This window comes from Microbacterium paraoxydans, assembly GCF_020524545.1.
In the GTDB taxonomy this organism is placed as follows: domain Bacteria; phylum Actinomycetota; class Actinomycetes; order Actinomycetales; family Microbacteriaceae; genus Microbacterium; species Microbacterium paraoxydans_C.
Window position 1 is genome coordinate 370,246 of the sequence record NZ_JAIVLG010000004.1, and the last position, 24,673, is coordinate 394,918.

Sequence of the window (24,673 nt, forward strand, 5' to 3'; positions counted from 1 at the left end):
TCTCAATTACTTCGGATGTGAGGTTTTCCTATGGATGCTCCCGGCAACATCTCGTGGGCGATAACCGCGACAGCGCTCGTTCTGCTCATGACGCCCGGCGTCGCCTTCTTCTACGGAGGTCTCGTCAAGGCGAAGAGCGTCGTCAGCATGATGATGATGAGCTTCGGCTCGATCGGACTTGTCGCCGTGCTGTGGATTCTCTTCGGCTTCTCGATGAGCGCCGTCGACAGCCCGACTGCCTTCGCAGGCAACCCCTTCGCCGACTTCGGGCTGTCCAGCCTGGCGTCCGGTGAAGGATCGAACGTCGCACTCCTGGGGGTCGCCTACGGAGCGACCTTCGCGATCATCACGGTCGCGCTGATCTCCGGAGCGATCGCCGATCGTGCCAAGTTCGGCAGCTGGCTGATCTTCGCGGGTATCTTTGCCACGGTCGGCTACTTCCCGGTCGCCGCGTGGGTCTGGGGCGGTGGCTGGATCATGAACCTCGGCACGACGCTGTTCGGTGAGGACAGCGGCATCGGCGTGATCGACTACGCCGGCGGTACCGCCGTCCACATCAACGCCGGTGCAGCCGCACTCGCGCTCGCCCTGGTCCTCGGAAAGCGCATCGGCTTCCAGAAGGGCATCCTGAAGCCGCACAACGTGCCGCTGACGCTGCTCGGCGCCGCGCTGCTGTGGTTCGGCTGGTTCGGCTTCAACGCCGGTGCGGAGTGGCTCGCAGAGGACATGGGCGGAGTCGGTCTCATCGGGCTGAACACCCTCGGAGCCACTGCGGCCGCCATCTTGGGTTGGATCCTCGTCGAGAAGATCAAGGACGGCAAGCCCACCTCGGTCGGAGCCGCCTCGGGTGCCGTCGCCGGTCTCGTTGCGATCACCCCGGCCTGCGCCAACCTCACGCCCGGCTGGGCCCTGCTGCTCGGTGCCATCGCCGGTGTCGTGTGCGCCCTCGCGATCGAGCTGAAGTTCCGTCTCGGCTTCGACGACTCGCTCGACGTGGTCGGCATCCACCTCGTCGGTGGTCTCATCGGAACCCTGTACCTCGGCTTCTTCGCCACCGAGACCGGCCTGTTCGTGGGCGGAGACGCTCGCCAGCTCGCCGTTCAGGTCATCGCCGCACTCGGTGTGTTGATCTACTCCTTCGTCGTGGCCTTCATCATCGGCTTCGCGATCCAGAAGACGATCGGCTTCCGCGTGACCAACGAGGACGAGATCGCCGGCGTGGACCAGGTCGTCCACGGCGAGGAGGGCTACGCACTCGCTGACGCGTGAACTGCGGTTAGGGTGACCGAGTGGGCAAGAGCAACAGCATCCTGACATCACTCGTCGGTATCCTTCGCAAGGCAGTCGGTTCACCCCGGGCGCCTCGGACAACAGCTCCGAGGCGCCCGGTGGCGTCTTCCGCGATCGACCGTGGACGGAGGAGCGGCAGCGAGACCGTTCGGGTCGATCCGGACCGGATCGCGGACCTGGAGGTGTCCTATGCACCGCAGCGGGACGGGGCACCGGATGCCGGTGAGATCGTCTGGACCTGGGTGCCGTACGAGGAGAACGACGGACGCGGCAAGGATCGTCCCGTCCTCGTTATCGGGCGTGAATCCCCGGAGCGCGTGTACGCCGTGCGCATGACGAGCAGGCCCCATGACGGCGACCGTGACTACATCTCGATCGGTACAGGCGGGTGGGACACGCAGAGACGCGAGTCCTGGGTGGACATCGAACAGTTGTACAGCGTGCACGAGCGGGGGCTCCGTCGCGAAGCCGCTGTGCTCGGCCGCCCTCGTTACGACCGCGTCGGTGCCGCTCTCGAGCGACGCTATGGGTGGTCGGCGGCGAGATGAGGGGGAGACAGGCAATCCGATGAGCGCAGGGCTTCGAACCAGTGGTGAGTCGCGTTCAGCGGCGCCACACAAGGAGGAATCATGCGTTTCATCCCCACCAAGGTCCACGGAGCTCTCGACTACATCGTCGGCATCGCCCTGATCGCCGCGCCCTGGCTGTTCGGGTTCGCGAACATGGGCGGACCAGCGGTCATCATCCCGATCGTCCTCGGCATCGGGCTCATCGTCTACAGCCTGTTCACGAAGTACGAATGGGGTCCGTTCGGCTTCATCCCGATGCCCGTGCACCTGGTGTTCGACATCGTCGCGAGCCTGTTCCTCGCGCTGTCGCCCTGGATCTTCGGCTTCTCCGGAGAGGCGCTCAACGTCTGGCTGCCGCACGTCGTGGTGGGTGCAGCGGTGATCGTCGTCGTCCTCTTCTCGCAGCCGGAGCCGGCGAACGCGCGCGGACGCGCAGCCACGGCCTGATCACGGCCCGATACGCGGTGCCGGGCGACTGGACTTCCCGAAGCAGTCGCCCGGCATCGTCATGTGTCGGTGCCCCAGTGGTCATCGTCTCCTCGTAGCGCTCCGCTCAGCCAACGGGCATACTGCACCCAAGGTTCGCCCTGATGGCGGAGCTGCGAGACGTGCATGCGTAGCGCGGGGGTGAAGGTGAACCACTCGCCGCCCTCGCGGATCGACGCGAACTCACGGTGGCGCTGCTGCTCCAGCGCCCGTCCTCCGCGCTCGAAGGCGAGGAGCTCATCGTGCCGGAGCGCGGCGAGACGTTGGCGGGGTCGGCTGCTCGTCCCGATCTTCACCCGTTCGTCGAATCGGATGTAGTAGACGATGTCGATGCGAGGGAGCGGGAGGTCGGCGTCCGGCACGTCGCCGTAGCGCCAACCGCACGCCGCGCAGCACCAGTGCTCGTCGGTGCGGAGGCCTGCTTCGCTGCCGCAGAGCGCGCAAGGACCGGGGAGGGCGTGAGGCGTCGACACCGGGGCAGGATACGCACAGGGGCGGACACTCCGGAGGGGCGCGACCGAGAATCGGCGGTTCGGGGCTTCTGCCGGAGCGAGCGTGCGCCTAGCCTCGATGAGAAGCGGACGGCGCGGAAGGAGCGGTGATGGGGTCAAAGGCGCGGACCGTCCTGCACGCAGTGCTTGTCGTGACGCTCATGTCGGCTGCTCTGAGCGCCTGCACGCCGACGCCTCAAGGTGGCTCAGCCGGCGGCGCTCCGGGGGAGGTCTCGACGGTCGTCGAAGGCCTCGCCGCGCCGTGGTCCATCGCTTTCCATGAGGGAGCGGCGCTGATCAGCGAGCGCGACACGGCGCGGGTTCTGGAGGTCTCGGACGACGGGGATGTGCGGGAGATCGCGGTGCTCGACGGTGTGGAGCCACGAGGCGAAGGAGGTCTCCTGGGGATCGCCGTCCACGATGGATGGCTCTACGCCTACTCGACGGCGGCGGACGAGAACCGTGTACAGCGGTTCCTCCTATCCGGCTCCCCGGGATCGCTCGAGCTCGGTGAACCTGACACGGTTCTGTCGGGACTCGCGGCCGCGACGAATCACAACGGAGGCCGCATCGCGTTCGGGCCGGATGGCATGCTCTACATCACCGTGGGTGACGCCGGAGATCGCGAGAGGGCGCAGGACGAGACGAGTCTTTCGGGGAAGATCCTCCGCCTCTCGCCGGACGGTGGTGTACCCGAGGGCAACCCGATCGACGGCTCGCCCGTCTACAGCCTCGGTCACCGCAATCCGCAGGGGCTGGCCTGGGACGATCGGGGCACGATGTACGCGAGCGAGTTCGGCCAGGACGCCTGGGATGAGCTGAACGTCATCGAGGCAGGCGGCAACTACGGTTGGCCGGAGGTGGAGGGCGTCGGAGACCGTGGCACCTTCATCGATCCGGTGCAGCAGTGGGCCCCAGACACAGCGAGTCCCAGTGGGATCGCGATCGCGGACGGCGCGATCTTCGTCGCCAACCTCCGTGGTGAGCGGGTGCGCCGGGTGCCGCTGGACGACCTGTCCGCCTCCACCGAGTTCTTCCCGGGTGAGTACGGTCGGATCCGCGATGTGGTGGTGGCTCCGGATGGCGCGCTCTGGGTTCTGACCAACAACACGGATGGCCGCGGTCGCCCTGCAGCCGGCGACGACAGGGTCATCCGCATCGCACTCGGTGAGCGGTGAAGACGGAGGTCGTGGTGGGCGATACCGGACTCGAACCGATGACCTCTTCCGTGTGAAGGAAGCGCGCTACCAACTGCGCCAATCGCCCATACCCGCGGGGTACGTCAACCGATACTACCCGACGCTGGGAGGCCTCGCGGACCAGTCAGCGAGACACGCGCGAGATTCGCCACGGGTTTGGTGGAAGGGAAATCTTCGGCTAATGTTTCATGAGTGCCCGGGACAACCGGGAACGAAATGCGGATGTAGCGCAGTTGGTAGCGCACAACCTTGCCAAGGTTGGGGTCGCGAGTTCGAGTCTCGTCATCCGCTCGAGTGCAGAGAATCTTCTTCGGAGGTCCTTCGCACGTGGGGTCAATCCACACGGTGGCGTGGCCGAGCGGCTAGGCACCGGCCTGCAAAGCCGTTTACACGGGTTCGAATCCCGTCGCCACCTCACGGGAAAACTGAATAGCCCCAACGGGCGCGATTGGCGCAGCGGTAGCGCGCTTCCCTGACACGGAAGAGGTCACTGGTTCGATCCCAGTATCGCGCACAGACAGAAACCCCCGGTTTTCCGGGGGTTTTTTCGTGTGTCCACGGCCGTGCCGTGAGCGTCGGGCGACTCCTGCGCTTGTGCGATCGCTCGCACGAGCGCAGGAGTCGACGCACTCCGGCGTCCGCGATGCTCCCTCGAGAACGCAGCCGCACGACCTGGCCACACCGTCGCAGCCGCGGGGTGCCTCCTGGCGGGAGGCGGTCGGTTCACGTCAGGAGCGTCTCGCCAACGAATCCGCCCTCCGCACAACCCGGTGGGATCGCGAAGACAGCGGAGCCGATCGGAACCGTCCACTCATTGAGCAGATCGAGTTCGTCGAGTCGCCGCTGCATCGGAACGAACTGCGTGTCGACGTCGGCCTGGAAGGAGGCGAAGAGCAGGCCAGATTCCGAGACCGAGGTGCCTGAAGGTCGTTCGTCGTAGTTGTATCCACGCCGGAAGATGCGTTCGGCACCGTCGCCGCGGGCACGGCGGATGTGAGCGAACTGCGGGATCACGGGGAAGCCGAGGGATGTCTTCGCCTCGAAGTCCGGTTCATCGAACTCCTCGGTGCCGGTCAGGGGGGCGCCGTTGGCGAGAGCCCTTCCCACTGAGGCGTCGCGCCCGCTTCGATCCAGCCGGTCCCACTTGTCGAGGTCCATGCGGATGCGACGGAGCACCATTCCGGTACCTCCGGCGAGCCAGCCGTCCGCGCTCCACACGACCTCATCGAAGTCCGCCGTGCCGGGTTCCGGGTTGGTGGTGCCGTCCACCTGTCCGAACAGATTCCGCATCGTCGTGCCGGGGCGCTCCGTTCCGTACGCGCGACGGAAGCCCTGCTGAGTCCACCGGACGTCGGCGAAGCCCCGTGCGTCCTTCAACAGCATCCGGGTCGCGTGGGCCACGGTCAGCGGATCATCGGCGGCGATCTGCAGGAGCAGATCACCGCCGGAGAACTCGTCCTGCAACCGATCCACTCCGAAGGCAGGCAGCGGGGCCAACCACGACGGCCCCGCTCCGCCTGCGCGCGCGACGAAGCGCGGACCAAAGCCGAACGTGACGGTGAGTCGCGCGGGGGCGAGCGCCAGCTCGGGCTCGGAGTCGGCGAGCGCGGCCCGGCCCTGCGTCAGGCGTGCGGCGTCATCGGTCAGGAGGCGCATCAGGCGGGCGAGTCCGCCGCGGTCGACGTCGTCATGCAGGTCGAGGCCGACGAAGACCCCGTGCGCCTGCGCAGCCGTGTCTATGCCTGCTTGATGGTCTCCGAAGAACGGTACGGTCACCCCACCGTTCATCGGGGCGGAAGCGGACGTCTCGTCGACGTCCGCGCGGTTCAGGGCGAGGTCCACTCCGACGGCCGCGACCGCGCCGACACCGGCGACAGCGCCTCCGAGGAGGAACTGTCGCCGGGTCGACCCGGTGCGGCGGGAGCGGGCGCCCTCAGCGGGCGCCGACATCAGTGATCCATACCCTCGTGCTCTTCGCCGCCCTCATAGTTCTCGTTCGCGCCGGAGTAGTCCTTCACCGGGGCCGTGAACTCGTAGGTGGAGTCGTCGGAGAACGTCAGGGTGAAGGTGACGTCGTTGCCGGCGGTGAGCGGGGCACTGAGGTCCATCAGCATGATGTGGTTCGCGCCCGGCTCCAGAGCGAGCGTTCCTCCGGCGGGGATGTCGAACCCGCCGGCCTTCTCGCGCATCACCATCTCGCCGGCCTCGTTCTCGACGGTCTCGTGCAACTCGATCATCGTCGACGCCTCGGACGTGACCGACACGACGGTCACATCGTCGTCTCCGTTGTTGATGAGGGTGCCGAAGCCGGCGGACATCCCCTCTTCGGCGGATTTCACCCACGCATCCTCGATGGTGACGGAGTCACCGGCGGGACGTGTCGTGGGCTCGCTCGTGGCGCTCTCCGGCGCGCACCCGGTGAGCGCGAGCAGGGAGACCGCGATCACAGCCGCGAGTCGGGGAAGGTTCTTGGTGGTGTTCACAATGGTGCCTTTCACAGGTCATCTGCTGTCGTCCGAGGACGACGAAGGAATCTGATGAGCACGAGGACGAGGACGGCCGCGACCGCCCCACCCGCGCCGATGAGCAGCACCCGGATAGTGCTGCTCGAATCCGTCGCGCTCTGATCCGTCTGTTCTTCGCCTGATGAGGGTGTCACCGCCGTATCACCCGATACCGGGACCTGCATCGGTTCGGCATCGCCGACCGTGAAGGGGATGACCCCGGCGATCGGATGACCGTCCTCCGAGACCACCTGCCAGCGCACCTGGTAGCCCGCAACGGGCATCCCGGCTTCGAGAGTGGCGGTGACCGTGCGCCCGGCGACCGTGACGTCGCCGGAGACCCAGTCCTTCCCTGTGGCATCGACGACCATGACGACAGCGCCGGTCAGCGAGTCATCGAGGACGAGGAGCTCGCCGGAAAACGACATCGTGATTTCTTCCGGCGCCGCCGCCAACTGCTCATCGGCGGCCGGAGAACTGGATACCAACTGGTCGTGGGCGGACGCTGGTGTGGCGATCGCAAGGGTCGCGATCGCCGCCAACGTCAACCCGGCCGCAATCCTGCGGACAGGGGACATGGGATGGCCTCTCATCAGACGCCGCGTGGGCGGCGTGCATGCATGCGTTCAGAACCCGCGCGCGATGATCGCGCACGGCGTGGAGCGCCTCTGGACCGGTGAGTGCGTCCAGGGCGCGGATCAGAGCGCAGCGGAGAGCGGAGGAGCGCGGCCGCGGAGGGTCGCGAGGAGGATGAGTTCGCTGCTGCAGGCGAGATCGAAGACGCCCCGCAGACGGCGGAGGAGGCGGAGCGCCGGGAGCCGTAGGGCGCGATCGACACGGCGGCGCAGCCACCTGCTCAGCTGGCGGGCGAGGTCACGCACAGCGAGGAGAAGACGCTCGCCCCGATACAGTGCGGCCACCGTCAGCAGAGCCGCGACCGTATGGCCGAGCCACATCGAGGTGTCAGCGGCGACGGCCTCCGTGAGCCCGGGCCCCGCGGGGATCACGAGGGGTGCGCCGTGCACGTGCGGCGCCGAGACGCCGGAGGGGGTGACGGTGCCGAGCACGAACAGTGCGTGGAACAGGAACTGACTCACCGCGACGGAGAATCCGAGCCGGATGACTGACAGCGACCGTCCGGCGAGGAGGACGCAGATCATGAACGAGAAGATCCACGGTACGAGGATGCCGAGCGCGCCGGGCACCTGCCCGCCGCCGGTGACGTGGCCGGCGAGTGCGACGAAGATCGCGAGTGACGACGCAGCGAAGCCGCGGATGACGGCTGGCTTCCTGGATTCGGTCACGGTTCCAGTCTGGCACGGACGGCGAGAACGACAGCCCCAGGCCTACCGATCGCGGTCGCCGTCGTTCTCCTCGCGTCGTGTTCTCGGCGCCCTCTTGACGACGTCATAGGCGGCGAGTGCTGCTTTTCGCGTCTCCGCGAGGTCGACGATCGGCTCGGTGGGCGCCTCGGCAGCCCAGCGCTGGATGTAGAGGCCTTGCGCGTCGAACTTCTTCGCCTGGAGCTCAGGGTTGAACACCCGGAAGTACGGCGCGGCGTCCGCTCCGGAGCCCGCGACCCATTGCCAGTTGAACGGGTTGCTGGCTTCATCGGCATCGACGAGGGTGTCCCAGAACCACTCCTCGCCGTGCCGCCAGTCGATGAGCAGGTTCTTCACCAGGAAGGATGCCGCCACCATACGCACCCGATTGTGCATGTAACCGGTGTGCCAGAGTTCGCGCATCCCGGCGTCCACCAGCGGCACACCCGTCTCGCCGTGCTGCCAGGCGTCGAGATGGGCAGGGTCCAGCGGTGGCCAGGGGAAGGCGTCGAACTCCGGCCGCAGGTTCTCGGTCGCGAGGTCGGGCGAGTGATAGAGCGTGTGCCAGGCGAACTCCCGCCAGCCCAGTTCGGAGAGGAAGCCGCCGGAACCCTCGACGCCGACGGCCTCTTGCCACACCGTGAACGGGCTGATCTCTCCCCAGCGCAGGTGCGGCGACAGCAGCGACGTGGCACCTGCTGACGGCTCATCGCGGGCCCGGTCGTAGTCGGTGAGGTCCTCGTCGAGGAAGTGGCGCAGCCGCCGCCGTGCGGCGAGTTCGCCAGGTTCCCAGGTCTCGCGCAGCCCGCCGGCCCAGTCCGGACGAGTCGGGAGCAGTTCCCAGTCGTCGAGGAGATCGGATGCGGGCGCACGATGAGGACTCTCTACCGCTCGTGGTTCCGGGAGCGGCGCACGGGGCGCCGGGAGGGACAGGCAGGCCCGCCAGAACGGGGTGAAGACGGAATAGGGCGTACCGCTGCCGGTCGTCACCGTCCACGGTTCATGCAGCAGCGAGGCGGCGAACGATGTGACCTCGAGTCCGTCGGCACGGAGGGACGACTTCAGCGAGGAGTCGATCGCACGCTCGGCGCCCCCGTATCGCCGGTTCCAGAACACCGCAGCCGCTCCGACGTCGGCGACCGTCTCGCAGACGACCCGCTCGGCCGGGCCACGCCGCAGCACGAGCGCGCCACCGCGGTCGCGGAGGCGCTCATCGAGCGATTCGAGGGAATGGTGGAGCCACCAGCGCGCCGCGCCCCCGAACGGACGTACCCGCGGCGATTCCTCGTCGAGCACGTACAGCGCGATCACCGGCTCGTCTCGTTCGAGAGCGGCTCGAAGCGCAGGGTTGTCGGCGAGACGGAGATCATCGCGGAACCATACGATCGAAGGCGAGGTCATGGATTCATTCTCCCGGAGGTCGCGGACACGGTTGGTGACTCAACGGTGCCCGCGGTGTCCGCGTCGTGGCGTCTGCCCGCCGGTCGACCACAGCGCCCACAGGACGAGGAGGGGTTGCAGGAAGAGCCGGCCGAACCGACGTGCATCCGTGTCGAGCCCCGGCGTCGAGCGCTTGGTCTGCCACTGGTGGATGTTCCCCGGCATCACGGCGATGAAGAACGCGGCTGTCGCCCACCCCACGCGTCGGCGTTCCTTCGGAAGCGCGAGCAAACCTGCGGCGAGCGCGACTTCCGCGGCACCGGAGGCGATCACGATCGCGTCCTTGTCGAGCCGGGTCACGCGGGTGGCCCAGTCCGGGACCACCACCCGGAATCCGCGTGTGCTGAGGAAGTGACCGACACCGATCGCGCCGAGCGCGCTCGCGAGGATCCACCGTGCGACTGCTCTGTCCATCCGTTCACGTTACGTGATCGCCGGTGGACCGAAGGCCGGACTCCGAGCGAGTAACCTGGGTACCGACCCAGATGGAGAGTTTCTGTGCCTGAAAACGCCCGGCCGAATGACGGCTTCGCCCTGTTCACTGACCGAAACGTCGTCGCGATGCGCGTCAACGGCGAACTCAAGGATCTCGCCACGACGCTGACCGAGACCGACGAGGTCGAGCCGATCACGATCGACAGCCAGGACGGGCTGAACATTCTCCGCCACTCCGCGGCCCACGTGCTCGCGCAGGCTGTGCAGCGCATCAACCCGCAGGCGAACCTCGGCATCGGCCCGCCCATCACCGATGGGTTCTACTACGACTTCGGCGTCGAGACCCCGTTCACGCCCGAGGACATCAAGGCGATCACCAAAGAGATGCAGCGCATCGTCCGCGAGGGGCAGCGCTTCGTCCGCCGTGTGGTGACCGATGACGAGGCGCGTGCCGAGCTGGCGAACGAGCCGTTCAAGCTGGAGCTCATCGGTCTCAAAGGCGGCAAGGAAGCCGCGGAGGGCGCGTCCGTCGAAGTCGGCGAGGGGGAGCTGACGATCTACGACAACACCACCCGCGACGGCGAGGTCGTCTGGAAGGACCTCTGCCGCGGCCCGCATCTGCCCAACACGCGCATGATCGGCAACGGCTGGGACCTCACCCGCATCGCCGCCGCGTACTGGCGTGGGAGCGAGAAGAACCCGCAGTTGCAGCGCATCTACGGCACGGCGTGGCCCACCAAGGATGAGTTGCGCGCCTACCAGCACCGTCTGGAGGAGGCGGCCAAGCGCGACCACCGTCGCCTCGGCAAGGAACTCGACCTGTTCTCGTTCCCTGAGGAGATCGGGTCGGGCCTCTCGGTCTGGCACCCCCGCGGTGGCGTGATCCGCGGCGAGATGGAGCAGCACGCCCGCAAGCGCCACATCGAGGGTGGGTACACCTACGTGTACACGCCGCACATCTCGAAGGAAGATCTGTTCCTCACGTCGAACCACCTCGTGACGTACAAGGAGGGCATGTTCCCGCCGATCGTGATGGACGAGGAGCGCGACGACGAAGGAAACGTCACGAAGCAGGGCCAGGACTACTACCTGAAGCCCATGAACTGCCCGATGCACATCCTCATCTACAAGGAGCGTGCGCGCAGCTACCGTGACCTGCCGTTGCGGTTCGCGGAGAACGGCACCGTCTACCGCAACGAGCTCTCCGGCGCGCTGCATGGCCTGACTCGTGTGCGCGGGTTCACCCAGGACGATTCGCATCTGTTCGTGACGCCCGATCAGCTCGAGACCGAGGTCGCCAAGGTCCTCGATTTCATCCTCTCGATGCTGCGCGACTTCGGTCTGACCGACTTCGAGCTCGAGCTCTCGATGAAGGACGACGAGAAGTCGAAGTGGATCGGCACGGACGAGTTCTGGGAGTCATCGACCGATGCCCTGCGTCGCGTCGCCGTCGCCTCCGGCCTCAAGTTGACCGAGGTTCCGGGCGAGGCCGCGTTCTACGGACCGAAGATCGACCTCAAGACGCGCGACGCGATCGGCCGCACCTGGCAGCTCTCCACGGTGCAGGTCGACCCCAACCTGCCCGAGCGCTTCGACCTCGAGTTCATGGACAAGGACGGGCAGAAGAAGCGCCCGATCATGATCCATCGCGCGCTGTTCGGCTCGATCGAGCGATTCTTCGCCATCCTGCTCGAGCACTACGCGGGTGACTTCCCGGTGTGGCTCTCCCCGGTGCAGGTCGTGGGTATCCCCGTCGCCGAAGACTTCGCCGACTACCTGGGCGATGTCGTCGACACGCTGCGGTCCCAGGGCGTGCGCGCGGAACTCGACATCTCGGACGACCGCATGCAGAAGAAGATCCGCACGCACACGACCGGCAAGGTGCCACTGCTGCTGATCGCGGGGGAGCAGGACCGTGCCGCCGGCACCGTCTCGTTCCGCTACCGCGACGGCTCCCAGGAGAACGGTGTTCCGATCGCGGATGCAGTGGCTCGCATCCGCGCAGCGATCGACAGCCACGCCCTGGTGCAGACAGCAGGGGACCTGGCGTGACCGAGGGGGAGCAGCCGCTGGAGGATGCAGGACGACTGGCCGGTGTGCCGGACGAGTTCCAGCGGCTGTGGACCCCACACCGGATGGCGTACATCCAGGCAGGACCCGAACCTCTCCGTGAGGAATGTCCGTTCTGTGAGGCGCCCAAGTTCCCGGACGCCGAGCGACTCGTGGTGGCTCGCGGCGAGACCGCCTACGTGCTGTTGAACCTGTTCCCGTACAACTCGGGTCATCTGCTCGTCTGCCCGTACCGCCACATCGGCACCTACGACCAGGCGACCGCGGAGGAGGTCGCCGAGATCGGTGCTCTCACGCAGACAGCGATGCGGGTGCTGCGGGAGGTGTCGCGGTGCGACGGGTTCAACCTCGGCATGAACCAAGGGGCGGTGGCCGGGGCCGGCGTCGACGCGCATCTGCATCAGCACGTGGTTCCGCGCTGGACCTCGGACGCCAACTTCTTCCCGATCATCGCTAAGACCAAGGCGCTGCCGCAGTTGCTGGGCGAGGTGCGTCACGCCGTGGCAGCAGCCTGGCCGCAGCAGGAGGGGCCGACCGAGAAGGTCAGCGCACCTGACGCGCCGTGAACTGCATCTGCGGGTTCGCGTAGAACTCCTGCGCCTCCACCAACTGAAGTTCACGCTCGCCGGCTTCGAGCGTCGCCTTGAGCAGGTCGTACACGCTGGACGCCGTGCGTTCGAGCGCGAGCTTCGCGCTCCCGGTCTCGACGTAGTGCGCGGTGAACAGTGCCGCCGTGACGTCGCCGGAACCATTCGCCTTCATCGGGAGGTGCGGAGTCTGCACGACCCAGGCTCCCTTCTCATCGGCGGCGAGCATCTCGATCGTGCCCTCTTCACGGTCGGGCCGTTCGACGCTCGTGACGAGGACGGTGCGGGGCCCCATCGCGTGAGCGAGATCGACCGACGCGAGGGTGGATTCCAGCGTGTCCGGCTCGGTGCCGGTGAGGAAGCCCAGCTCGAACTGGTTCGGCGTGATGATGTCGGCCACCGGCACCACGCGTTCGCGCAGGAGCACGGGGATGGCCGGGGCGACGAAGCACCCCGACTTGGCATTGCCCATCACCGGATCGCACGCGTAGACGGCGTTCGGGTTCGCTGCCTTCACTCGGGCGACCGCATCGATGATCACGTCGCCGATGCCCTCTCCGCCCTGGTAGCCGCTGAGGATCGCGTCGATGCCCCCGAAGACGCCGCGCTCTTCGATCCCGGTGATGACCTCACGCACGTCATCGGGCGCGATCAGCGGTCCCCGCCACGCGCCGTAGCCGGTGTGGTTGGAGAAGTTCACCGTGTACACCGGCAGAACTTCGACGCCGATGCGCTGCAGCGGGAACACGGCTGCCGAGTTGCCGACGTGTCCATAGGCGACGGCGGACTGGATGGAGAGGACCTTCATTCTCCGACCCTTTCATTCAAGGCGGGGCGTTGCCCGCGACAGGTGGTGGTCATCGTCCGGCGGCGGCGACGAGATCAGCGACGAGCGTCTCCGCTTCATCGTCGGACAGGTCGTGAACGGTCAGACGCAGGTGGTGGGAAGGCTCGGCGCGTTCGTCGAGCGCGAAGTCGTCGCCGGTGCGCGCGAGCCACCCGCGCCGCATGAGCCGATCGGCAACCGTACGAGCCGGCTGCGGAAGATCGACCCACAGGCTGAGCCCGTCGGACTCGGTCGCGTCGATCCCGTTCTCGCGCAACCGCGCGACGAACGACGCATTCCGCCCCGCATAGTGTGCGGCGGCCTCGGCTACTTCGGTCCTGACGGTCTCATCGGTCAGCTGCGCCAGCGCAAGGCGCTGCAGGAGATGGCTGACCCACGTGGTGCCGGGACTCAGGCGCATCGCGAGCCGTTCCGCCGTCTCGGCATCCGTCGCGGCGATCGCGAGGCACATGTCGGGTCCGAGGAATTTCGACACCGAACGGACGAGGGCGAATCGTCGGTGCTCGGCGCCGATGAGGGACTCGTAGGGCCGCTGCGACAGCATGGAGAAGTGGTCGTCCTCGATGATCAGCACGTAGGGGTGGTCGGCGAGGACCGCACGAAGCTCGGCCGCCCGGTTCGCGGTGAGGCTCGCACCGGTCGGGTTCTGGGCCCGCGGGGTGCAGATGATGGCGCGGACGCCGGCGTCCAGCGCCGCACGCAGTCCGTCGACGGTCATGCCCTCGCCGTCGACGGGCACGGGGACCGCCCGGTAGCCACCGAGGCGCACCGTGTGGATGCTCGCGAGGAAGCAGGGGTCTTCGAGTGCCACCGCGTCGTCCCGCATGAGCGCCTGCGCGAGCAGACGCTCGACGGCGTCGACGGCGCCGCTGGTCACCGTGATCCGGAAGTCGTCGGCGTGGAGATCGGGCGAGATCCACTCCCGGGACCATTCCGCGAGGCCGAGGTCGATCACCGGCTCGCCGTAGAGCACCGGACGGGAGGCGATCGTCATCAAGGCGGGCGCCGGATCGGGGATCAGCCGGGGATCGGGGTTGCCCGTGCCGATGTCCCGAAGCACGGTGTCCGGCGCGTACCCCTCCTGGGCCACCGATTCGAGACCCGCCACGACGGTGCCGGCGCGCCCTCGGGAGATGACGAGGCCCGCCTGGGCGAGCTGCCGATACGCGGCGACGGCCGTGTTGCGGTTCACCCCGAGCGTGGCAGCGAGTTCGCGTACCGGGGGGAGGACAGCACCGACCTGGAGGATTCCGCGGTCGCGCAAGGAACGCACACTGTCGGCGATGTCCGCTGCGGTGGTGCCGGTGATCTGGTCGCTCATGGTCCTCCTCTGTGATTCTAGGTCGAATCGGACAGTGCTATGTTTGTCCTAGATCAAACCCCACTTCGGTGCATCCGACAGGAGTTCCCATGGCAGAGCAGACAACCACCGGATCCGCGCGCGTCAAGCGCGGTCTCGCCGAGATGCTCAAGGGCGGCGTCATCATGGACGTCGTCACGGCAGAGCAGGCGAAGATCGCCGAAGACGCGGGCGCCGTCGCCGTGATGGCTCTCGAGCGTGTGCCGGCCGACATCCGTGCGCAGGGCGGCGTCTCCCGCATGAGCGACCCCGACATGATCGACAGCATCATCGACGCCGTCTCCATCCCCGTGATGGCCAAGGCGCGCATCGGGCACTTCGTCGAGGCTCAGGTGCTGCAGGAACTCGGTGTCGACTACATCGACGAGTCCGAGGTTCTCTCTCCGGCCGACTACGTCAATCACATCGACAAGTACGGCTTCACCGTGCCCTTCGTGTGCGGCGCGACGAACCTCGGCGAGGCCCTCCGCCGCATCAATGAGGGCGCGGCGATGATCCGTTCCAAGGGTGAGGCCGGGACCGGTGACGTCTCCGAGGCGATGAAGCACATCCGCAAGATCCGCGGAGAGATCGCCGCGCTCACCGCGCTTCCCAAAGACGAGCTCTTCGTCGCGGCGAAGGAGCTGCAGGCGCCGTACGAGCTCGTCGCCGAGATCGCGGAGACCGGCACGCTCCCGGTCGTCCTCTTCGTGGCCGGAGGAGTCGCAACCCCTGCGGATGCCGCGATGATGATGCAGCTCGGCGCAGACGGGGTCTTCGTCGGCTCCGGCATCTTCAAGTCGGGCAACCCGGCAGAGCGGGCCAAGGCCATCGTCAAGGCGACGACCTTCTACGATGACGCCAAGATCATCGCCGAGGTGTCGCGCGGACTGGGTGAGGCCATGGTCGGCATCAACGTCAGCGACCTGCCGGCGCCGCACCGTCTCGCCGAGCGTGGCTGGTAAGCCCAGGGTCGGCGTCCTCGCGCTGCAGGGCGACGTGCGCGAGCACGTCGCCCTGCTGACGAAGCTCGGCGCCGATGTCGCCCTGGTGCGTCGCCCTGACGAGCTCGCTTCGGTCGACGGGCTCGTGATCCCCGGTGGCGAGTCCAGCGTTATCGACAAGCTCTCGCGCATCTTCGGCATGCAGGAGCCGATCCGCGACGCGATCGCGACGGGCATGCCGGTGCTCGGCACCTGTGCGGGACTGATCATGCTGGCCGATGACATCATCGACGCGATCGACGGGCAGGAGTCGTTCGGGGGTCTCGACGTCGTCGTCCGCCGCAACGCCTTCGGTCGCCAGGTCGAGTCGTTCGAGGCGGAGCTCGATGTCCCCGCCTTCGGTGGGGACCCTGTGTCGGCGGCCTTCATCCGTGGTCCTGTGGTCGAGTCGGTCGGTCCGCGCGCGACCGTGCTCGCAGCGTTGCCCGACAGGCGCGTGGTCGCGGTGGAGCAGGGGAACCTGCTCGGGCTGAGCTTCCACCCCGAGATCACGGGGGAGCGCCGCTTTCACGAACGCTTCCTCGCACTGGTGGAGTCGCGGCACCGCACGAGGGCTCCGCAGAGCGCCTAGTTCGTGTCTCCCAAAGTCGGTGGTGACTGCACCGCTAACCTCGAGGCATGGGGAAGAAGCTCGGACTCACTGTCAGCGGCATCGTTCTAGTCGGAATCTTCCTGGCCTGGATGCTTCTGAAGGGGGCCAGTGCGGTTCAAGCCTGGATCGATCCGAACCCCTTGCTCGGCTTCGTTGCCTGGGGAGTCGCGTGGCTCTGTTTACTTGGCGGAGCCACGCTCCTCGCGCGAGTCGTCTTCCGTCCGGACTCGAATCCAGCGGGCGAGCCTGACTAGGCCGCGCCTGCCGAAGGAACGGGCCGATCCGGCGATGCTGGAGCTGTGTCGCGATTTCGATTGCTGTCGGATGCCCAGTGGGATCTGAATGGCGGGTTCTTGCTTGGTCCAACGGGGCGGAGGGGGCGCCCGTTCTCGGACGCGTGAACAATGGTCGAGGCAATCGCCTATCGCTATCGGACAGGGATCGCATGGCGCGATCTGCCGGAGGTGTTCGGGCCGTGGCAGACGGTTTGGAAGTGGCATCGGCGGATGGCGGGCGACGGAACCTGGGATCGTGTTCACTCGGTGCTGCTTTCTCGCGCCGACGCGGAGGGCAAGGTCGACTGGGCCGTGTCGGTCGACTCCACCATCGCTCGCGCTCATCAACACTCGACAAACATCACCCGCGTCACGGGGGGCTCCGTCGAACTACAGCAATCCGCTGATCGAGCCGCCTGATCACGGCTTCGGCCGCTCCCGCGGCGGCCTCTCGACCAAGCTGCACCAGCTCGTCGACGGTCACGGTCTGCCGCTCGTGATCGCTATCACTCCGGGCCAGGCCGGAGAGTCACCGATGCTGATCCCGCTCCTGCAGAATCTGCGGGTCACGCGTCCGACAGGACGTCCACGAACCCGGCCTGATCGAGTCCGCGGCGACAATGCGTACTCGTCACGAGCCATCCGTCAGCACCTGCGCGACCGCGGTACCCAAGCCGTCATTCCGCAACCATCGGACCAGATCGGCCATCGCCTCCGACGGGGGTCCAGAGGCGGACGACCTGTCGGATGCGACCGTGACGACTATCGGGCCAGAAACGTCGTCGAACGCCGCTTTGCCACCCTCAAGCAATGGCGCGGTATCGCTACCCGCTACGACAAACTGGCCACCGTCTACCGCGCAGCAGCCGTCCTAAACAGCGTCATCGCCTGGACCGCCCGTTTAGGAGGCACATCCTAGCGCGCATCGCTCAGAAGACACGCGGCAACTGGCTGGCAAGGCTATTCGGGGCGAAGCCCGGGACGCCCGGGGGAGAGAGCGTATGTGTCTGCTTCCGCGACCCCAAGTAGGTCGGTGGCAAGGCCGTTGCCGCGGTTGAAAGGCGCCTGCCTGTGATCGGGCGTTGAGCCCAATCACAGGCAGACATTTCATGCGAGCAGAGCGTTCTCGCTCACGTAGTTTGCGACGATCGCACCGACTACCGTGAGTGTGATTCCGCCAGCGGGCAACCACCATCGGGAGGGGCCGGGGAGCGTCAGTTGGAGTACCCCAACTGCGACAAAGAGCAGTACCGCGAAGATCGCGAAGATGTTTCCTGTCGCGTCCAGCAGCACGAAGTTGCACTGCAGATCACACTGAGGGATGTAGATGCGTTTGAAGTAGACGAAGGCGATGAGCGCTCCAGCCACCGCGAATTGCAGACCCCAGAGCACCGTGCTGAGCATGCCGCTCTGGGTCTTGGCAGGGGAACTCATGCCATCACCCTAGAACGCATTCACCATGTATTCCATCCACTGCCGGGCGGCGGTGGTGGAGTTCTCACCGTACAGGTTGTGGATCGCCATCGCGTTCGGGCCTGTTCCGCGGTTGCAAAAGTAGTCCCCGGCGTAGCAGTACGATCGAACCTTGTAGACCCATCCTTCGCCTGAGCCTCCCATCGGCCACCCCCAACTGCGGTAGGACGCGTATTGGTCGTTGTAGGCCTGGATGCCCCCACCCATCAGTCCGTCGGTGTTGGTAGGTGATCCCGGCGCATTGTAAGGCTGATTGGGGGAGAAGTTAGGGTCGCCGAAGACAACTACTGCTCGAATCGCGCTCTTGGCTCGCGCGGAGAGATTCGGGGCGGCGGAAACCTGAAGCAGTGAGTCGAGTACCACGGCACCGCCCTGTGAGTGCCCCGCGAGGAAGATCGCGGGGGTGTAGGTGCCGCACTGTTGGACGAGCCAGTTGATCTCGTTGACGAGGTTGGCTCGGCCGGTCATCACGCTGTTGAAGTAGTTGGCATCTCCGGATGCCGGATAGTTGACACTAGCGACATACATCGGCAGAGGACTTGTGCTCTTGAAGTGCCAGGCCAGCGAGAGCAATTCGTCACCGTGACCACCGGTAGTCCATACTCGATTGCTGTGCGCAAGCCCTGCGCCCGCTGGGGCTCCCGTGCCCCTGGCTGTCAGCAGCACGCCGAAGTCGCATATTCCGGCAGACGTGGCGCTGGCAGGAGGCGCTGCAACTGCTCCCAGTCCCGCCGCGAGCAGGAGCGCGGCTATCGCTCCAGTCAGTCGGCGAAGCCTGCCCTTCCTCATGTAGCGCGACGATTTCATAGCAGCACCCATCCTTGTCTCCGTTTCGCTCGTCAGTGAGTTCGGAGAAGATCTAACTCGGGGACCGTGGGGAAGAACAGGGCGCAATTGCCCTGGACTGATCTAGCCAAGAGTGTTATTGCGCCGAATGGATTAAACTGCCATCCTCGGATGATGTCGTCCGGATTGAGCTCCCAGGCGCCTGGGGAAGTCCAGGTGGGAGTGTGGCTACGCAACGCACGCTTGGAGCGTGGCATGACCCAGGAAGCCGTCGCCTTCGCTGCCGCTATCGACGTATCAACCTACGCGCGTCTAGAACGGCATACGAGGACTGCTCCCGGTCAGGCCGTAAGAGCCAGCACGGTGTTGAAGGTACTCCGAGCGCTCCGCTTGCCTTCGGAACAAATTGCAAGCTTCGTGTCCGCCTACTGGTGAAGTGTCCGCCTGTGACGGGGCCTCCGCCGCCATGTCAACACGCCCCCCTGGCGGGTCGCCCACCTGAACACCGCCATCGCCTGGACTCGAACTTTATTAGACACGCCCTAGGTCCGGCCGAGGGTCCGAGTCAGACCTGGCGCCGGTGAGAGAGGAGCCAGTCGTACAACTTGGGGTTCTCATAGGTCTCGGTCCAGGAATTGTGACCGACGCCTGCATATCGAGTGAACCGTGCGTCGGCACCGAGGCCCCGGAGTTCGCTGACGATCTGTTCCGTGGCGGAGAACGGAACGACATCGTCGGCATCACCGTGGAAAGCCCAGACGGGCACGTCGCGGAGCGGCGCAGCGCTCTGCATCCACAGTCCTCCGCAGATCGGCGCGATCGACGCGAACCGGTCGGGATAGCGCACCGCCAGGCTCCAGGTCCCGAATCCGCCCATGCTGAGTCCGGTCACCGATATGCGGTACGGATCGATGCGGTGCGCGGCGACGACCTCATCGAGAAGTACGGACAAAGTCGAGAGCTCGGCGACCCACTGACTCGATTCGCTGCACTGGGGCGTGACGAGGACGAAAGGGAACTCGTGTCCGGCATCGGCCATACTCGGCGGACCGTGCACGGCGGCGAGCTCGACGTCGGTACCGCGCTCACCCGAACCATGCAGGAACAGGACGAGTGGCCACTGTCGGTCGGGGTCGGCGTCGTAGTCGTCCGGGAGATGGAGCAGGTACCGCAGGGAGTCGGCCGGCGTCGGCTCGCCGTTCCGCATGCCCGAAGAGCGGGAGGCGGGAGTGATGTGTCGCGATCTGCGCATGTGTCCATCCTGCGCCATCCGTGGCGGTCGTCCGAGGGAACGATGTGCGGAGCGGGCAGCCGGATGTGGAGCCCACGGTCTCGGTCAACCGGCGGGTGACCCTGCGGCGACCAGGCCGCGGACGGCCTCGACCGTGCGGGCGATGTCTTCTGGGGTGGTCGCCCAAGACGACATCGAGCACCGTAGAGCCGCACGACCTTCCCATTCGGCACCCGTCATCGCGGCTGTCCCCTCGACGAGGATCGCCGCGCCGAGCGCACGTGTGGCTTCATCCGAATCGAGGCGGAACATCACCTGTGTGTAGTCGACGTCGTTGATGACTTCCAGCGGCTCCACCGTTCGGAGTCCCGCGCCCATCTCGACGGCGTTCGCATGCAGACGGTCCATCAGCGCGGCGATGCCCGACCGGCCGAGACTGCGCAATGCGGCCCAGGCGGGAACCCCGCGGGCGCGTCGTGAGAGCTCTGGAGTGACATCCCACGGGTCGAGCCCGGAATAGATCAGATAGTCGCCTCCGGTGCGGAAGGCGGCGATGGAGTCGGCCGGGTCGCGCACGATCGCCATGCCGCAGTCGTACGGCACGTTCAGCGTCTTGTGCGCGTCGGTCGCCCAGGAGTCGGCATCCGCCATGCCGGCAGTGAGGTGGCTCAGCCCGGGGGAGGCCGCCGCCCACAGCCCGAACGCGCCGTCGACGTGGACCCATGCGCCGTAGCGGCGCGCGATGGGAATCAACTCCGCGAAGTCGTCGAAGGCGCCGGTGTGCACCTCGCCCGCTTGCAGGCACACGATGAGGGGCCCTTCCTCCCCAGCGAGTGCGTGCCGGAGTGCATCCGGGTTCATGCGCCCCTGGTCGTCGGACGCGACGACTGTCAGTTCCGCCCGTCCGACACCCAAGAACCGGGCGGCGCGGTCTATGGATCCGTGCCGGTGAGCGCCGACGACGAAGCGGAGCGGGGGTGAACCACGGAATCCGTGCTCGGCGATGTCCCACCCGGCGCGCGCCAGCACGGAGTGTCGTGCGGCGGCGAGGCAGGTGAAGTTGGCGAGCTGCCCGCCCGTGACGAAGCCGACGCTGGCCGTCGCGGGGAGGCCGAAGAGATCGAGCATCCATTGTCCGGCGACGCGTTCCATCGCGACGGTGGCGGGTGTGAGAGTCGACGATCCCGAGTTCTGATCCCACGCCGAGACGAGCCAGTCAGCGGCCAGGGCAGCCGGGTGGGTGCCGCCGATCACGAAGCCGAAGAACCGGCCGCCGGGGATCGCGACGAGTCCGGGGTCGGCGAGCACGGCCATCTCCTCCACCACCGTCGCGGCGTCCACACCGTGCTCCGGGAGGGGCCCGCCGAAGCGGGTGAGCATCTCGTCGAGCGATGCTCTCGGCCACACCGGGCGCTCGGCCACCGAATCCAGGAAGCGAAGAGCGGCGTGGTGTGCGGTCTCGAGCGCGCGGGCCCGGTCGTCGGGAGCCATCTCTCTCATTCCTCAGGCCTACACCCGGGGGCCGGCTCGCGCCAGAGTGACTCGGTAGGCGCCACTCGGGCGCTCGTCGCCGTTCGCTAGAATGGACGACGCGCTGAGCGCGAGCTCACGCGGATACGACGAGCGGAGACTTATGTCAGGGCATTCCAAGTGGGCGACCACGAAGCACAAGAAGGCCATCATCGACTCCAGGCGCGCGAAGTCCTGGGCCAAGCTCATCAAGAACATCGAGGTCGCGGCGAAGCTCGGTGGTCCCGACCTTGCGGGCAACCCGACGCTCTTCGACGCGGTCCAGAAGGCCAAGAAGACGTCCGTCCCCAAGGACAACATCGACCGTGCGGTGAAGCGCGGTGCCGGCATCGGCGGCGAAGCCGTCGAGTATCTCTCGATCATGTACGAGGGCTATGGGCCCAACGGCGTCGCGCTCATGATCGAGTGTCTGACCGACAACAAGAACCGCGCAGCCGCAGAGGTCCGTACGGCTCTCAGCCGCAACGGCGGGACCCTGGCCGACCCGGGCAGTGTCGCGTACAACTTCAGCCGCAAGGGCGTCATCGTCGTCGGGTCAGAGGGCACCACCGAGGACGACGTCATGATGGCGGCGCTCGAGGCCGGTGCCGAGGAGATCGAGCCGCACGCTGAGGGCTTCGAGATCATCACCGAGGCGACCGATCTGGTGGCCGTACGCACTGCCCTCCAGGACGCGGGGATCGACTACGAGTCCGCCGACGTCGAGTTCGTTCCGAATCTCAAGGTCGAGATCGACGCAGACACCGCGCGCAAGGTCTTCCGTCTCATCGATGCGCTCGAAGACAGTGAAGACGTGCAGAACGTCTTCACCAACTTCGACCTGAGCACCGAGGTCCAGGCCGAGCTGGAGAACGAGGAAGGCTAGGCGCGCCGGACCGACGGTGTCGTCGTCGCCGCCTAGCCTGGGGGAGTGGCCTCCTCTCTACGCGTGCTCGGCATCGACCCGGGCCTCACCCGGTGCGGCGTCGGTGTGGTCGACGTCGACCGCTCGCGTCGGGGGACGCTCGTGCACGTCGGGGTGATCCGATCGTCGCAGGACGCGGAGATCGGTGATCGCCTTGCGATCGTCGCCGCGGGGATCCGCGCCGTGATCGCCGAGCACCGGCCCGATGCCGTCGCCGTCGAGCGGGTGTTCGCCCAGCAGAACACCCACACCGTGATGGGAACGGCGCAGGCGAGCGGGGTCGCGCTGCTGATCGCCTCCGAATCCGGGCTTCCGGCCGCCACACACACTCCGAGCGAGGTGAAGGCCGCCGTCACCGGCTATGGCGCTGCCGACAAGCGCCAGGTGCAGACGATGATCGCCCGGATCCTGCGCCTGGAAGCGCTGCCGCAACCCGCGGATGCCGCGGATGCCCTCGCGATCGCGCTTTGCCACGCCTGGCGTCGCGGGGGACCGGCCGCGCCCGGACAGCATGCGCTGACGCCCGCCCAACGCGCGTGGGCCGCCGCGGAGCGTGTCGCTCGAACATAGCTACGATCGACGCCGTAGGCTGAGAGGATGATCTCCTCTCTGCACGGCGTCGTTCTGCACGCGACGTCCGATCAGGTCGTCATCGACGTGGGCGGGGTCGGGTTCGCCGTCGCCGTCCCAGCCGATGTCGCACATACGGCGACCGTGGGGGAGAAGCTGCTTCTGCACACGAGTCTCATCGTGCGGGAGGACTCGCTGTCTCTGTTCGGCTTCGCGGATCGCGGTGAACTCGAGATCTTCGGCCTCCTGCTCGGAGTGACGGGCGTCGGGCCGAAGTCGGCGCTCGGCGTGCTGTCGCATCTCACCGCCGACCAGATCGCGGAGGCCGTGACCGCGGAGGACGACGCTCCCTTCCGCCGTGTCTCCGGAATCGGTCCGAAGACGGCCAAGCTCATCGTGCTTCAGCTCGCGGGCAAGGTCCAGGCGTTCGCTGTCGCGCCCAAGGCGGTCACCGCGGGGAGCGCAGATGTCATCACCCAGGTCTCCGCCGCCCTGGTCGGTCTCGGATGGTCGGAGAAGATCGCCGCCGACGCCGCGGCCCAGACGGCGGAGGAGGCGACGGACGCCGAGCGCGCGTCCGTCGCGGCACTGCTTCGCCGCACGCTCGCCCTGTTGGGGCCGGCGAAGGGAGGCCAGTCGCATGTCTGACCCGCTCGACGCGACCGAACCCTCAGACGAGACCGAACTCGCGATCGAAGGCGCGCTGCGCCCCACCAGCCTCGGTGACTTCGTCGGTCAGCAGAAGGTGCGAGGGCAGTTGCAGCTGCTCCTCGAGGCGGCGCGACTCCAGAGCCGCCCGGCGGATCACATTCTTCTGGCGGGCCCCCCGGGGCTCGGAAAGACGACCCTCGCGATGATCGTCGCTCATGAAAGCGAGCGTCCGCTGCGTCTCTCGAGCGGTCCTGCGATCCAGCATGCGGGGGATCTGGCGGCCCTCCTGTCGAGTCTGGTGCCCGGGGAAGTTCTGTTCATCGACGAGATCCACCGCATGGCGCGCTCTGCGGAAGAAATGCTGTACCTCGCGATGGAGGACTATCGGATCGACATCATGGTGGGCAAGGGAGCGGGCGCGACGAGCATCCCGCTCGAGCTCTCGCCTTTCACACTCGTCGGCGCCACGACCCGTTCCGGTCTGTTGCCCAACCCCTTGCGGGATCGCTTCGGGTTCACGGGGCATTTGGAGTTCTACGAAGAATCCGAGTTGGAGCAGGTCATCGCGCGCTCCGCCGCGGTGCTGGGAGTCGACCTGCCCACCGATTCGCTCACCGAGATCGCGCGACGATCTCGCGGCACACCGCGTATCGCGAACCGTCTGCTTCGCAGGGTGAGGGACTACGCGCTCGTGCACGGTGACGGTTCGGCGACGATCCGCGATGTGCGTGCAGCGCTGGATCTCTACGATGTGGACGCGATCGGTCTCGACCGGTTGGATCGGGCCGTCCTCGATGCCTTGGTGCGACGTTTCCGAGGCGGCCCCGTCGGTCTGAGCACACTCGCCGTGGCGGTTGGGGAGGAGGGGGAGACCGTGGAGAGCGTGGTCGAGCCGTATCTCGTGCGCATCGGCTTCCTCGGCCGGACTCCCCGCGGCCGCGTGGCGATGCCCGAGGCGTACACGCACCTGGGCGTTCCGCATCCGGACGGAATGCTTAAATTGGATGACCTATAATCGCTGAAGACTTCCCGGATACCTTCGCGCGCCCAAAGGCTGGAGCGTGCACCTGAGAAAGGC

General features: G+C 66.9%; 27 protein-coding genes, 4 tRNA genes and 1 pseudogene. 18 read left to right on the forward strand and 14 right to left on the reverse strand.

From position 1 onward, the window contains the following. Positions 1-30 precede the first annotated feature (30 nt). The 3 genes from LC041_RS10890 to LC041_RS10900 all read left to right on the forward strand — a co-directional run bounded on the left by LC041_RS10890 (position 31) and on the right by LC041_RS10900 (position 2,306). Positions 31-1,269, forward strand: a complete 1,239-nt coding sequence (locus LC041_RS10890) for an ammonium transporter (protein WP_226533114.1) — start codon at positions 31-33, stop codon at positions 1,267-1,269. Positions 1,270-1,289: 20 nt separating this feature from the next. Then, positions 1,290-1,838, forward strand: a complete 549-nt coding sequence (locus LC041_RS10895; RefSeq protein WP_374197667.1) for a type II toxin-antitoxin system PemK/MazF family toxin — start codon at positions 1,290-1,292, stop codon at positions 1,836-1,838. 81 nt (positions 1,839-1,919) lie between these two features. Then, complete coding sequence (locus LC041_RS10900) at positions 1,920-2,306, forward strand: SPW repeat domain-containing protein (RefSeq protein ID WP_226533116.1); 387 nt, start codon at positions 1,920-1,922, stop codon at positions 2,304-2,306. Between the two features lie 59 nt (positions 2,307-2,365). Here the strand turns inward: LC041_RS10900 and LC041_RS10905 are convergent, their stop codons facing one another. Further along, a complete protein-coding gene (locus tag LC041_RS10905; RefSeq protein ID WP_226533117.1) occupies positions 2,366-2,818 on the reverse strand; it encodes a GIY-YIG nuclease family protein in 453 nt (150 codons plus the stop codon). Positions 2,819-2,946: 128 nt separating this feature from the next. Between LC041_RS10905 and LC041_RS10910 the strand changes: the two genes are divergently transcribed. Beyond that, the gene (locus LC041_RS10910; RefSeq protein ID WP_226533118.1) at positions 2,947-4,014 is read left to right on the forward strand and encodes a PQQ-dependent sugar dehydrogenase; all 1,068 of its coding nucleotides are present in this window, start codon (positions 2,947-2,949) and stop codon (positions 4,012-4,014) included. A 12-nt stretch (positions 4,015-4,026) separates the two neighbouring features. Here the strand turns inward: LC041_RS10910 and LC041_RS10915 are convergent. Continuing rightward, positions 4,027-4,102: transfer RNA gene (locus LC041_RS10915), tRNA-Val, on the reverse strand. Positions 4,103-4,253: 151 nt separating this feature from the next. Here LC041_RS10915 and LC041_RS10920 point away from each other — a divergent pair. The 3 genes from LC041_RS10920 (at position 4,254) to LC041_RS10930 (ending at position 4,549) form a co-directional block, all read left to right on the forward strand. Next, positions 4,254-4,326: transfer RNA gene (locus tag LC041_RS10920), tRNA-Gly, on the forward strand. Between the two features lie 53 nt (positions 4,327-4,379). After that, positions 4,380-4,450, forward strand: a tRNA-Cys gene (locus tag LC041_RS10925). Positions 4,451-4,477: 27 nt separating this feature from the next. Then, a tRNA-Val gene (locus tag LC041_RS10930) sits at positions 4,478-4,549 on the forward strand. A 209-nt stretch (positions 4,550-4,758) separates the two neighbouring features. Here LC041_RS10930 and LC041_RS10935 read toward each other — a convergent pair. From LC041_RS10935 to LC041_RS10960, 6 genes are all read right to left on the reverse strand, one after another. Beyond that, positions 4,759-5,985: a Dyp-type peroxidase gene (locus LC041_RS10935; protein WP_226533119.1), complete on the reverse strand. Its 1,227-nt coding sequence runs from the start codon at positions 5,983-5,985 to the stop codon at positions 4,759-4,761. After that, a complete protein-coding gene (locus LC041_RS10940) occupies positions 5,985-6,518 on the reverse strand; it encodes a copper chaperone PCu(A)C (RefSeq protein WP_226533120.1) in 534 nt (177 codons plus the stop codon). Before LC041_RS10940 ends, LC041_RS10935 begins: the two co-directional genes overlap by 1 nt. A gap of 11 nt (positions 6,519-6,529) precedes the next feature. Next, positions 6,530-7,117: a copper resistance CopC family protein gene (locus tag LC041_RS10945; protein ID WP_226533121.1), complete on the reverse strand. Its 588-nt coding sequence runs from the start codon at positions 7,115-7,117 to the stop codon at positions 6,530-6,532. A gap of 120 nt (positions 7,118-7,237) precedes the next feature. Next, a complete protein-coding gene (locus tag LC041_RS10950; RefSeq protein ID WP_226533122.1) occupies positions 7,238-7,843 on the reverse strand; it encodes a hypothetical protein in 606 nt (201 codons plus the stop codon). A 42-nt stretch (positions 7,844-7,885) separates the two neighbouring features. Beyond that, the gene (locus LC041_RS10955; protein WP_226533123.1) at positions 7,886-9,262 is read right to left on the reverse strand and encodes a cryptochrome/photolyase family protein; all 1,377 of its coding nucleotides are present in this window, start codon (positions 9,260-9,262) and stop codon (positions 7,886-7,888) included. A 39-nt stretch (positions 9,263-9,301) separates the two neighbouring features. Next, the gene (locus tag LC041_RS10960) at positions 9,302-9,715 is read right to left on the reverse strand and encodes a DoxX family protein (protein WP_226533124.1); all 414 of its coding nucleotides are present in this window, start codon (positions 9,713-9,715) and stop codon (positions 9,302-9,304) included. A 147-nt stretch (positions 9,716-9,862) separates the two neighbouring features. Between LC041_RS10960 and thrS the strand changes: the two genes are divergently transcribed. Together thrS and LC041_RS10970 are read left to right on the forward strand one after the other, a co-directional pair. Beyond that, the gene (gene thrS, locus LC041_RS10965) at positions 9,863-11,788 is read left to right on the forward strand and encodes a threonine--tRNA ligase (protein ID WP_226533306.1); all 1,926 of its coding nucleotides are present in this window, start codon (positions 9,863-9,865) and stop codon (positions 11,786-11,788) included. After that, complete coding sequence (locus LC041_RS10970) at positions 11,785-12,372, forward strand: HIT family protein (protein ID WP_226533125.1); 588 nt, start codon at positions 11,785-11,787, stop codon at positions 12,370-12,372. Before thrS ends, LC041_RS10970 begins: the two co-directional genes overlap by 4 nt. Here LC041_RS10970 and pdxY read toward each other — a convergent pair. Both pdxY and LC041_RS10980 read right to left on the reverse strand, forming a co-directional pair. Continuing rightward, positions 12,350-13,201, reverse strand: coding sequence for a pyridoxal kinase PdxY (gene pdxY, locus LC041_RS10975; protein WP_226533126.1), 852 nt, complete (start codon positions 13,199-13,201; stop codon positions 12,350-12,352). The genes LC041_RS10970 and pdxY overlap by 23 nt on opposite strands. Positions 13,202-13,250: 49 nt before the next feature. Beyond that, complete coding sequence (locus LC041_RS10980; protein ID WP_226533127.1) at positions 13,251-14,561, reverse strand: aminotransferase class I/II-fold pyridoxal phosphate-dependent enzyme; 1,311 nt, start codon at positions 14,559-14,561, stop codon at positions 13,251-13,253. A gap of 89 nt (positions 14,562-14,650) precedes the next feature. Here LC041_RS10980 and pdxS point away from each other — a divergent pair, with 89 nt between their 5' ends. The 4 genes and pseudogenes from pdxS to LC041_RS11000 all read left to right on the forward strand — a co-directional run bounded on the left by pdxS (position 14,651) and on the right by LC041_RS11000 (position 17,369). Then, the gene (gene pdxS / locus LC041_RS10985; protein ID WP_226533128.1) at positions 14,651-15,544 is read left to right on the forward strand and encodes a pyridoxal 5'-phosphate synthase lyase subunit PdxS; all 894 of its coding nucleotides are present in this window, start codon (positions 14,651-14,653) and stop codon (positions 15,542-15,544) included. Then, positions 15,534-16,154: a pyridoxal 5'-phosphate synthase glutaminase subunit PdxT gene (gene pdxT / locus LC041_RS10990; protein WP_226533129.1), complete on the forward strand. Its 621-nt coding sequence runs from the start codon at positions 15,534-15,536 to the stop codon at positions 16,152-16,154. The genes pdxS and pdxT overlap by 11 nt, the downstream gene beginning before the upstream one ends. A 47-nt stretch (positions 16,155-16,201) precedes the next feature. Continuing rightward, positions 16,202-16,429, forward strand: coding sequence for a hypothetical protein (locus tag LC041_RS10995; RefSeq protein WP_226533130.1), 228 nt, complete (start codon positions 16,202-16,204; stop codon positions 16,427-16,429). A gap of 45 nt (positions 16,430-16,474) precedes the next feature. Beyond that, a pseudogene (locus LC041_RS11000) lies at positions 16,475-17,369 on the forward strand (IS5 family transposase). A 188-nt stretch (positions 17,370-17,557) separates the two neighbouring features. Here the strand turns inward: LC041_RS11000 and LC041_RS11005 are convergent. Next, complete coding sequence (locus LC041_RS11005) at positions 17,558-17,884, reverse strand: hypothetical protein (RefSeq protein WP_226533131.1); 327 nt, start codon at positions 17,882-17,884, stop codon at positions 17,558-17,560. 9 nt (positions 17,885-17,893) lie between these two features. Then, positions 17,894-18,730, reverse strand: coding sequence for a cutinase family protein (locus tag LC041_RS11010; RefSeq protein WP_226533132.1), 837 nt, complete (start codon positions 18,728-18,730; stop codon positions 17,894-17,896). 153 nt (positions 18,731-18,883) lie between these two features. Here LC041_RS11010 and LC041_RS17445 point away from each other — a divergent pair, with 153 nt between their 5' ends. Beyond that, positions 18,884-19,144, forward strand: a complete 261-nt coding sequence (locus tag LC041_RS17445; protein WP_226533307.1) for a helix-turn-helix domain-containing protein — start codon at positions 18,884-18,886, stop codon at positions 19,142-19,144. A 130-nt stretch (positions 19,145-19,274) separates the two neighbouring features. On the opposite strand, the gene LC041_RS11020 is transcribed toward LC041_RS17445, so the two are convergent. Next, positions 19,275-19,961, reverse strand: coding sequence for a carboxylesterase family protein (locus LC041_RS11020; protein ID WP_226533133.1), 687 nt, complete (start codon positions 19,959-19,961; stop codon positions 19,275-19,277). 84 nt (positions 19,962-20,045) lie between these two features. Then, positions 20,046-21,431 (reverse strand): pyridoxal phosphate-dependent decarboxylase family protein, encoded by a 1,386-nt coding sequence (locus LC041_RS11025; protein WP_226533134.1) that lies wholly within the window; start codon positions 21,429-21,431, stop codon positions 20,046-20,048. A 142-nt stretch (positions 21,432-21,573) separates the two neighbouring features. Here LC041_RS11025 and LC041_RS11030 point away from each other — a divergent pair, with 142 nt between their 5' ends. Genes LC041_RS11030 through ruvB form a run of 4 tightly spaced genes read left to right on the forward strand, consistent with a single transcriptional unit; the run spans position 21,574 to position 24,610 of the window. After that, positions 21,574-22,335 (forward strand): YebC/PmpR family DNA-binding transcriptional regulator, encoded by a 762-nt coding sequence (locus LC041_RS11030; protein ID WP_226533135.1) that lies wholly within the window; start codon positions 21,574-21,576, stop codon positions 22,333-22,335. A 45-nt stretch (positions 22,336-22,380) separates the two neighbouring features. After that, positions 22,381-22,944: a crossover junction endodeoxyribonuclease RuvC gene (gene ruvC, locus LC041_RS11035; protein WP_226533136.1), complete on the forward strand. Its 564-nt coding sequence runs from the start codon at positions 22,381-22,383 to the stop codon at positions 22,942-22,944. A 27-nt stretch (positions 22,945-22,971) separates the two neighbouring features. Then, entirely contained in the window at positions 22,972-23,592 is a 621-nt protein-coding gene (gene ruvA / locus LC041_RS11040) for a Holliday junction branch migration protein RuvA (protein ID WP_226533137.1), read from the forward strand. Then, the gene (gene ruvB, locus LC041_RS11045) at positions 23,585-24,610 is read left to right on the forward strand and encodes a Holliday junction branch migration DNA helicase RuvB (protein ID WP_226533138.1); all 1,026 of its coding nucleotides are present in this window, start codon (positions 23,585-23,587) and stop codon (positions 24,608-24,610) included. Before ruvA ends, ruvB begins: the two co-directional genes overlap by 8 nt. Positions 24,611-24,673 lie beyond the last annotated feature (63 nt).

What these genes read in the sequence shown, in the direction of transcription:
- LC041_RS10890 (WP_226533114.1), top strand. Translation starts at nt 31, where the DNA reads ATGGATGCTCCCGGCAACATCTCGTGGGCGATAACCGCGACAGCGCTC.
- LC041_RS10900 (WP_226533116.1), top strand. Translation starts at nt 1,920, where the DNA reads ATGCGTTTCATCCCCACCAAGGTCCACGGAGCTCTCGACTACATCGTC.
- LC041_RS10910 (WP_226533118.1), top strand. Translation starts at nt 2,947, where the DNA reads ATGGGGTCAAAGGCGCGGACCGTCCTGCACGCAGTGCTTGTCGTGACG.
- LC041_RS10935 (WP_226533119.1), bottom strand. Translation starts at nt 5,985, where the DNA reads ATGTCGGCGCCCGCTGAGGGCGCCCGCTCCCGCCGCACCGGGTCGACC.
- LC041_RS10945 (WP_226533121.1), bottom strand. Translation starts at nt 7,117, where the DNA reads ATGTCCCCTGTCCGCAGGATTGCGGCCGGGTTGACGTTGGCGGCGATC.
- LC041_RS10955 (WP_226533123.1), bottom strand. Translation starts at nt 9,262, where the DNA reads ATGACCTCGCCTTCGATCGTATGGTTCCGCGATGATCTCCGTCTCGCC.
- LC041_RS10960 (WP_226533124.1), bottom strand. Translation starts at nt 9,715, where the DNA reads ATGGACAGAGCAGTCGCACGGTGGATCCTCGCGAGCGCGCTCGGCGCG.
- thrS (WP_226533306.1), top strand. Translation starts at nt 9,863, where the DNA reads ATGCGCGTCAACGGCGAACTCAAGGATCTCGCCACGACGCTGACCGAG.
- pdxY (WP_226533126.1), bottom strand. Translation starts at nt 13,201, where the DNA reads ATGAAGGTCCTCTCCATCCAGTCCGCCGTCGCCTATGGACACGTCGGC.
- LC041_RS10980 (WP_226533127.1), bottom strand. Translation starts at nt 14,561, where the DNA reads ATGAGCGACCAGATCACCGGCACCACCGCAGCGGACATCGCCGACAGT.
- pdxS (WP_226533128.1), top strand. Translation starts at nt 14,651, where the DNA reads ATGGCAGAGCAGACAACCACCGGATCCGCGCGCGTCAAGCGCGGTCTC.
- LC041_RS10995 (WP_226533130.1), top strand. Translation starts at nt 16,202, where the DNA reads ATGGGGAAGAAGCTCGGACTCACTGTCAGCGGCATCGTTCTAGTCGGA.
- LC041_RS11005 (WP_226533131.1), bottom strand. Translation starts at nt 17,884, where the DNA reads ATGAGTTCCCCTGCCAAGACCCAGAGCGGCATGCTCAGCACGGTGCTC.
- LC041_RS11010 (WP_226533132.1), bottom strand. Translation starts at nt 18,730, where the DNA reads ATGAAATCGTCGCGCTACATGAGGAAGGGCAGGCTTCGCCGACTGACT.
- LC041_RS17445 (WP_226533307.1), top strand. Translation starts at nt 18,884, where the DNA reads ATGTCGTCCGGATTGAGCTCCCAGGCGCCTGGGGAAGTCCAGGTGGGA.
- LC041_RS11020 (WP_226533133.1), bottom strand. Translation starts at nt 19,961, where the DNA reads ATGCGCAGATCGCGACACATCACTCCCGCCTCCCGCTCTTCGGGCATG.
- LC041_RS11025 (WP_226533134.1), bottom strand. Translation starts at nt 21,431, where the DNA reads ATGGCTCCCGACGACCGGGCCCGCGCGCTCGAGACCGCACACCACGCC.
- LC041_RS11030 (WP_226533135.1), top strand. Translation starts at nt 21,574, where the DNA reads ATGTCAGGGCATTCCAAGTGGGCGACCACGAAGCACAAGAAGGCCATC.
- ruvA (WP_226533137.1), top strand. Translation starts at nt 22,972, where the DNA reads ATGATCTCCTCTCTGCACGGCGTCGTTCTGCACGCGACGTCCGATCAG.
- ruvB (WP_226533138.1), top strand. Translation starts at nt 23,585, where the DNA reads ATGTCTGACCCGCTCGACGCGACCGAACCCTCAGACGAGACCGAACTC.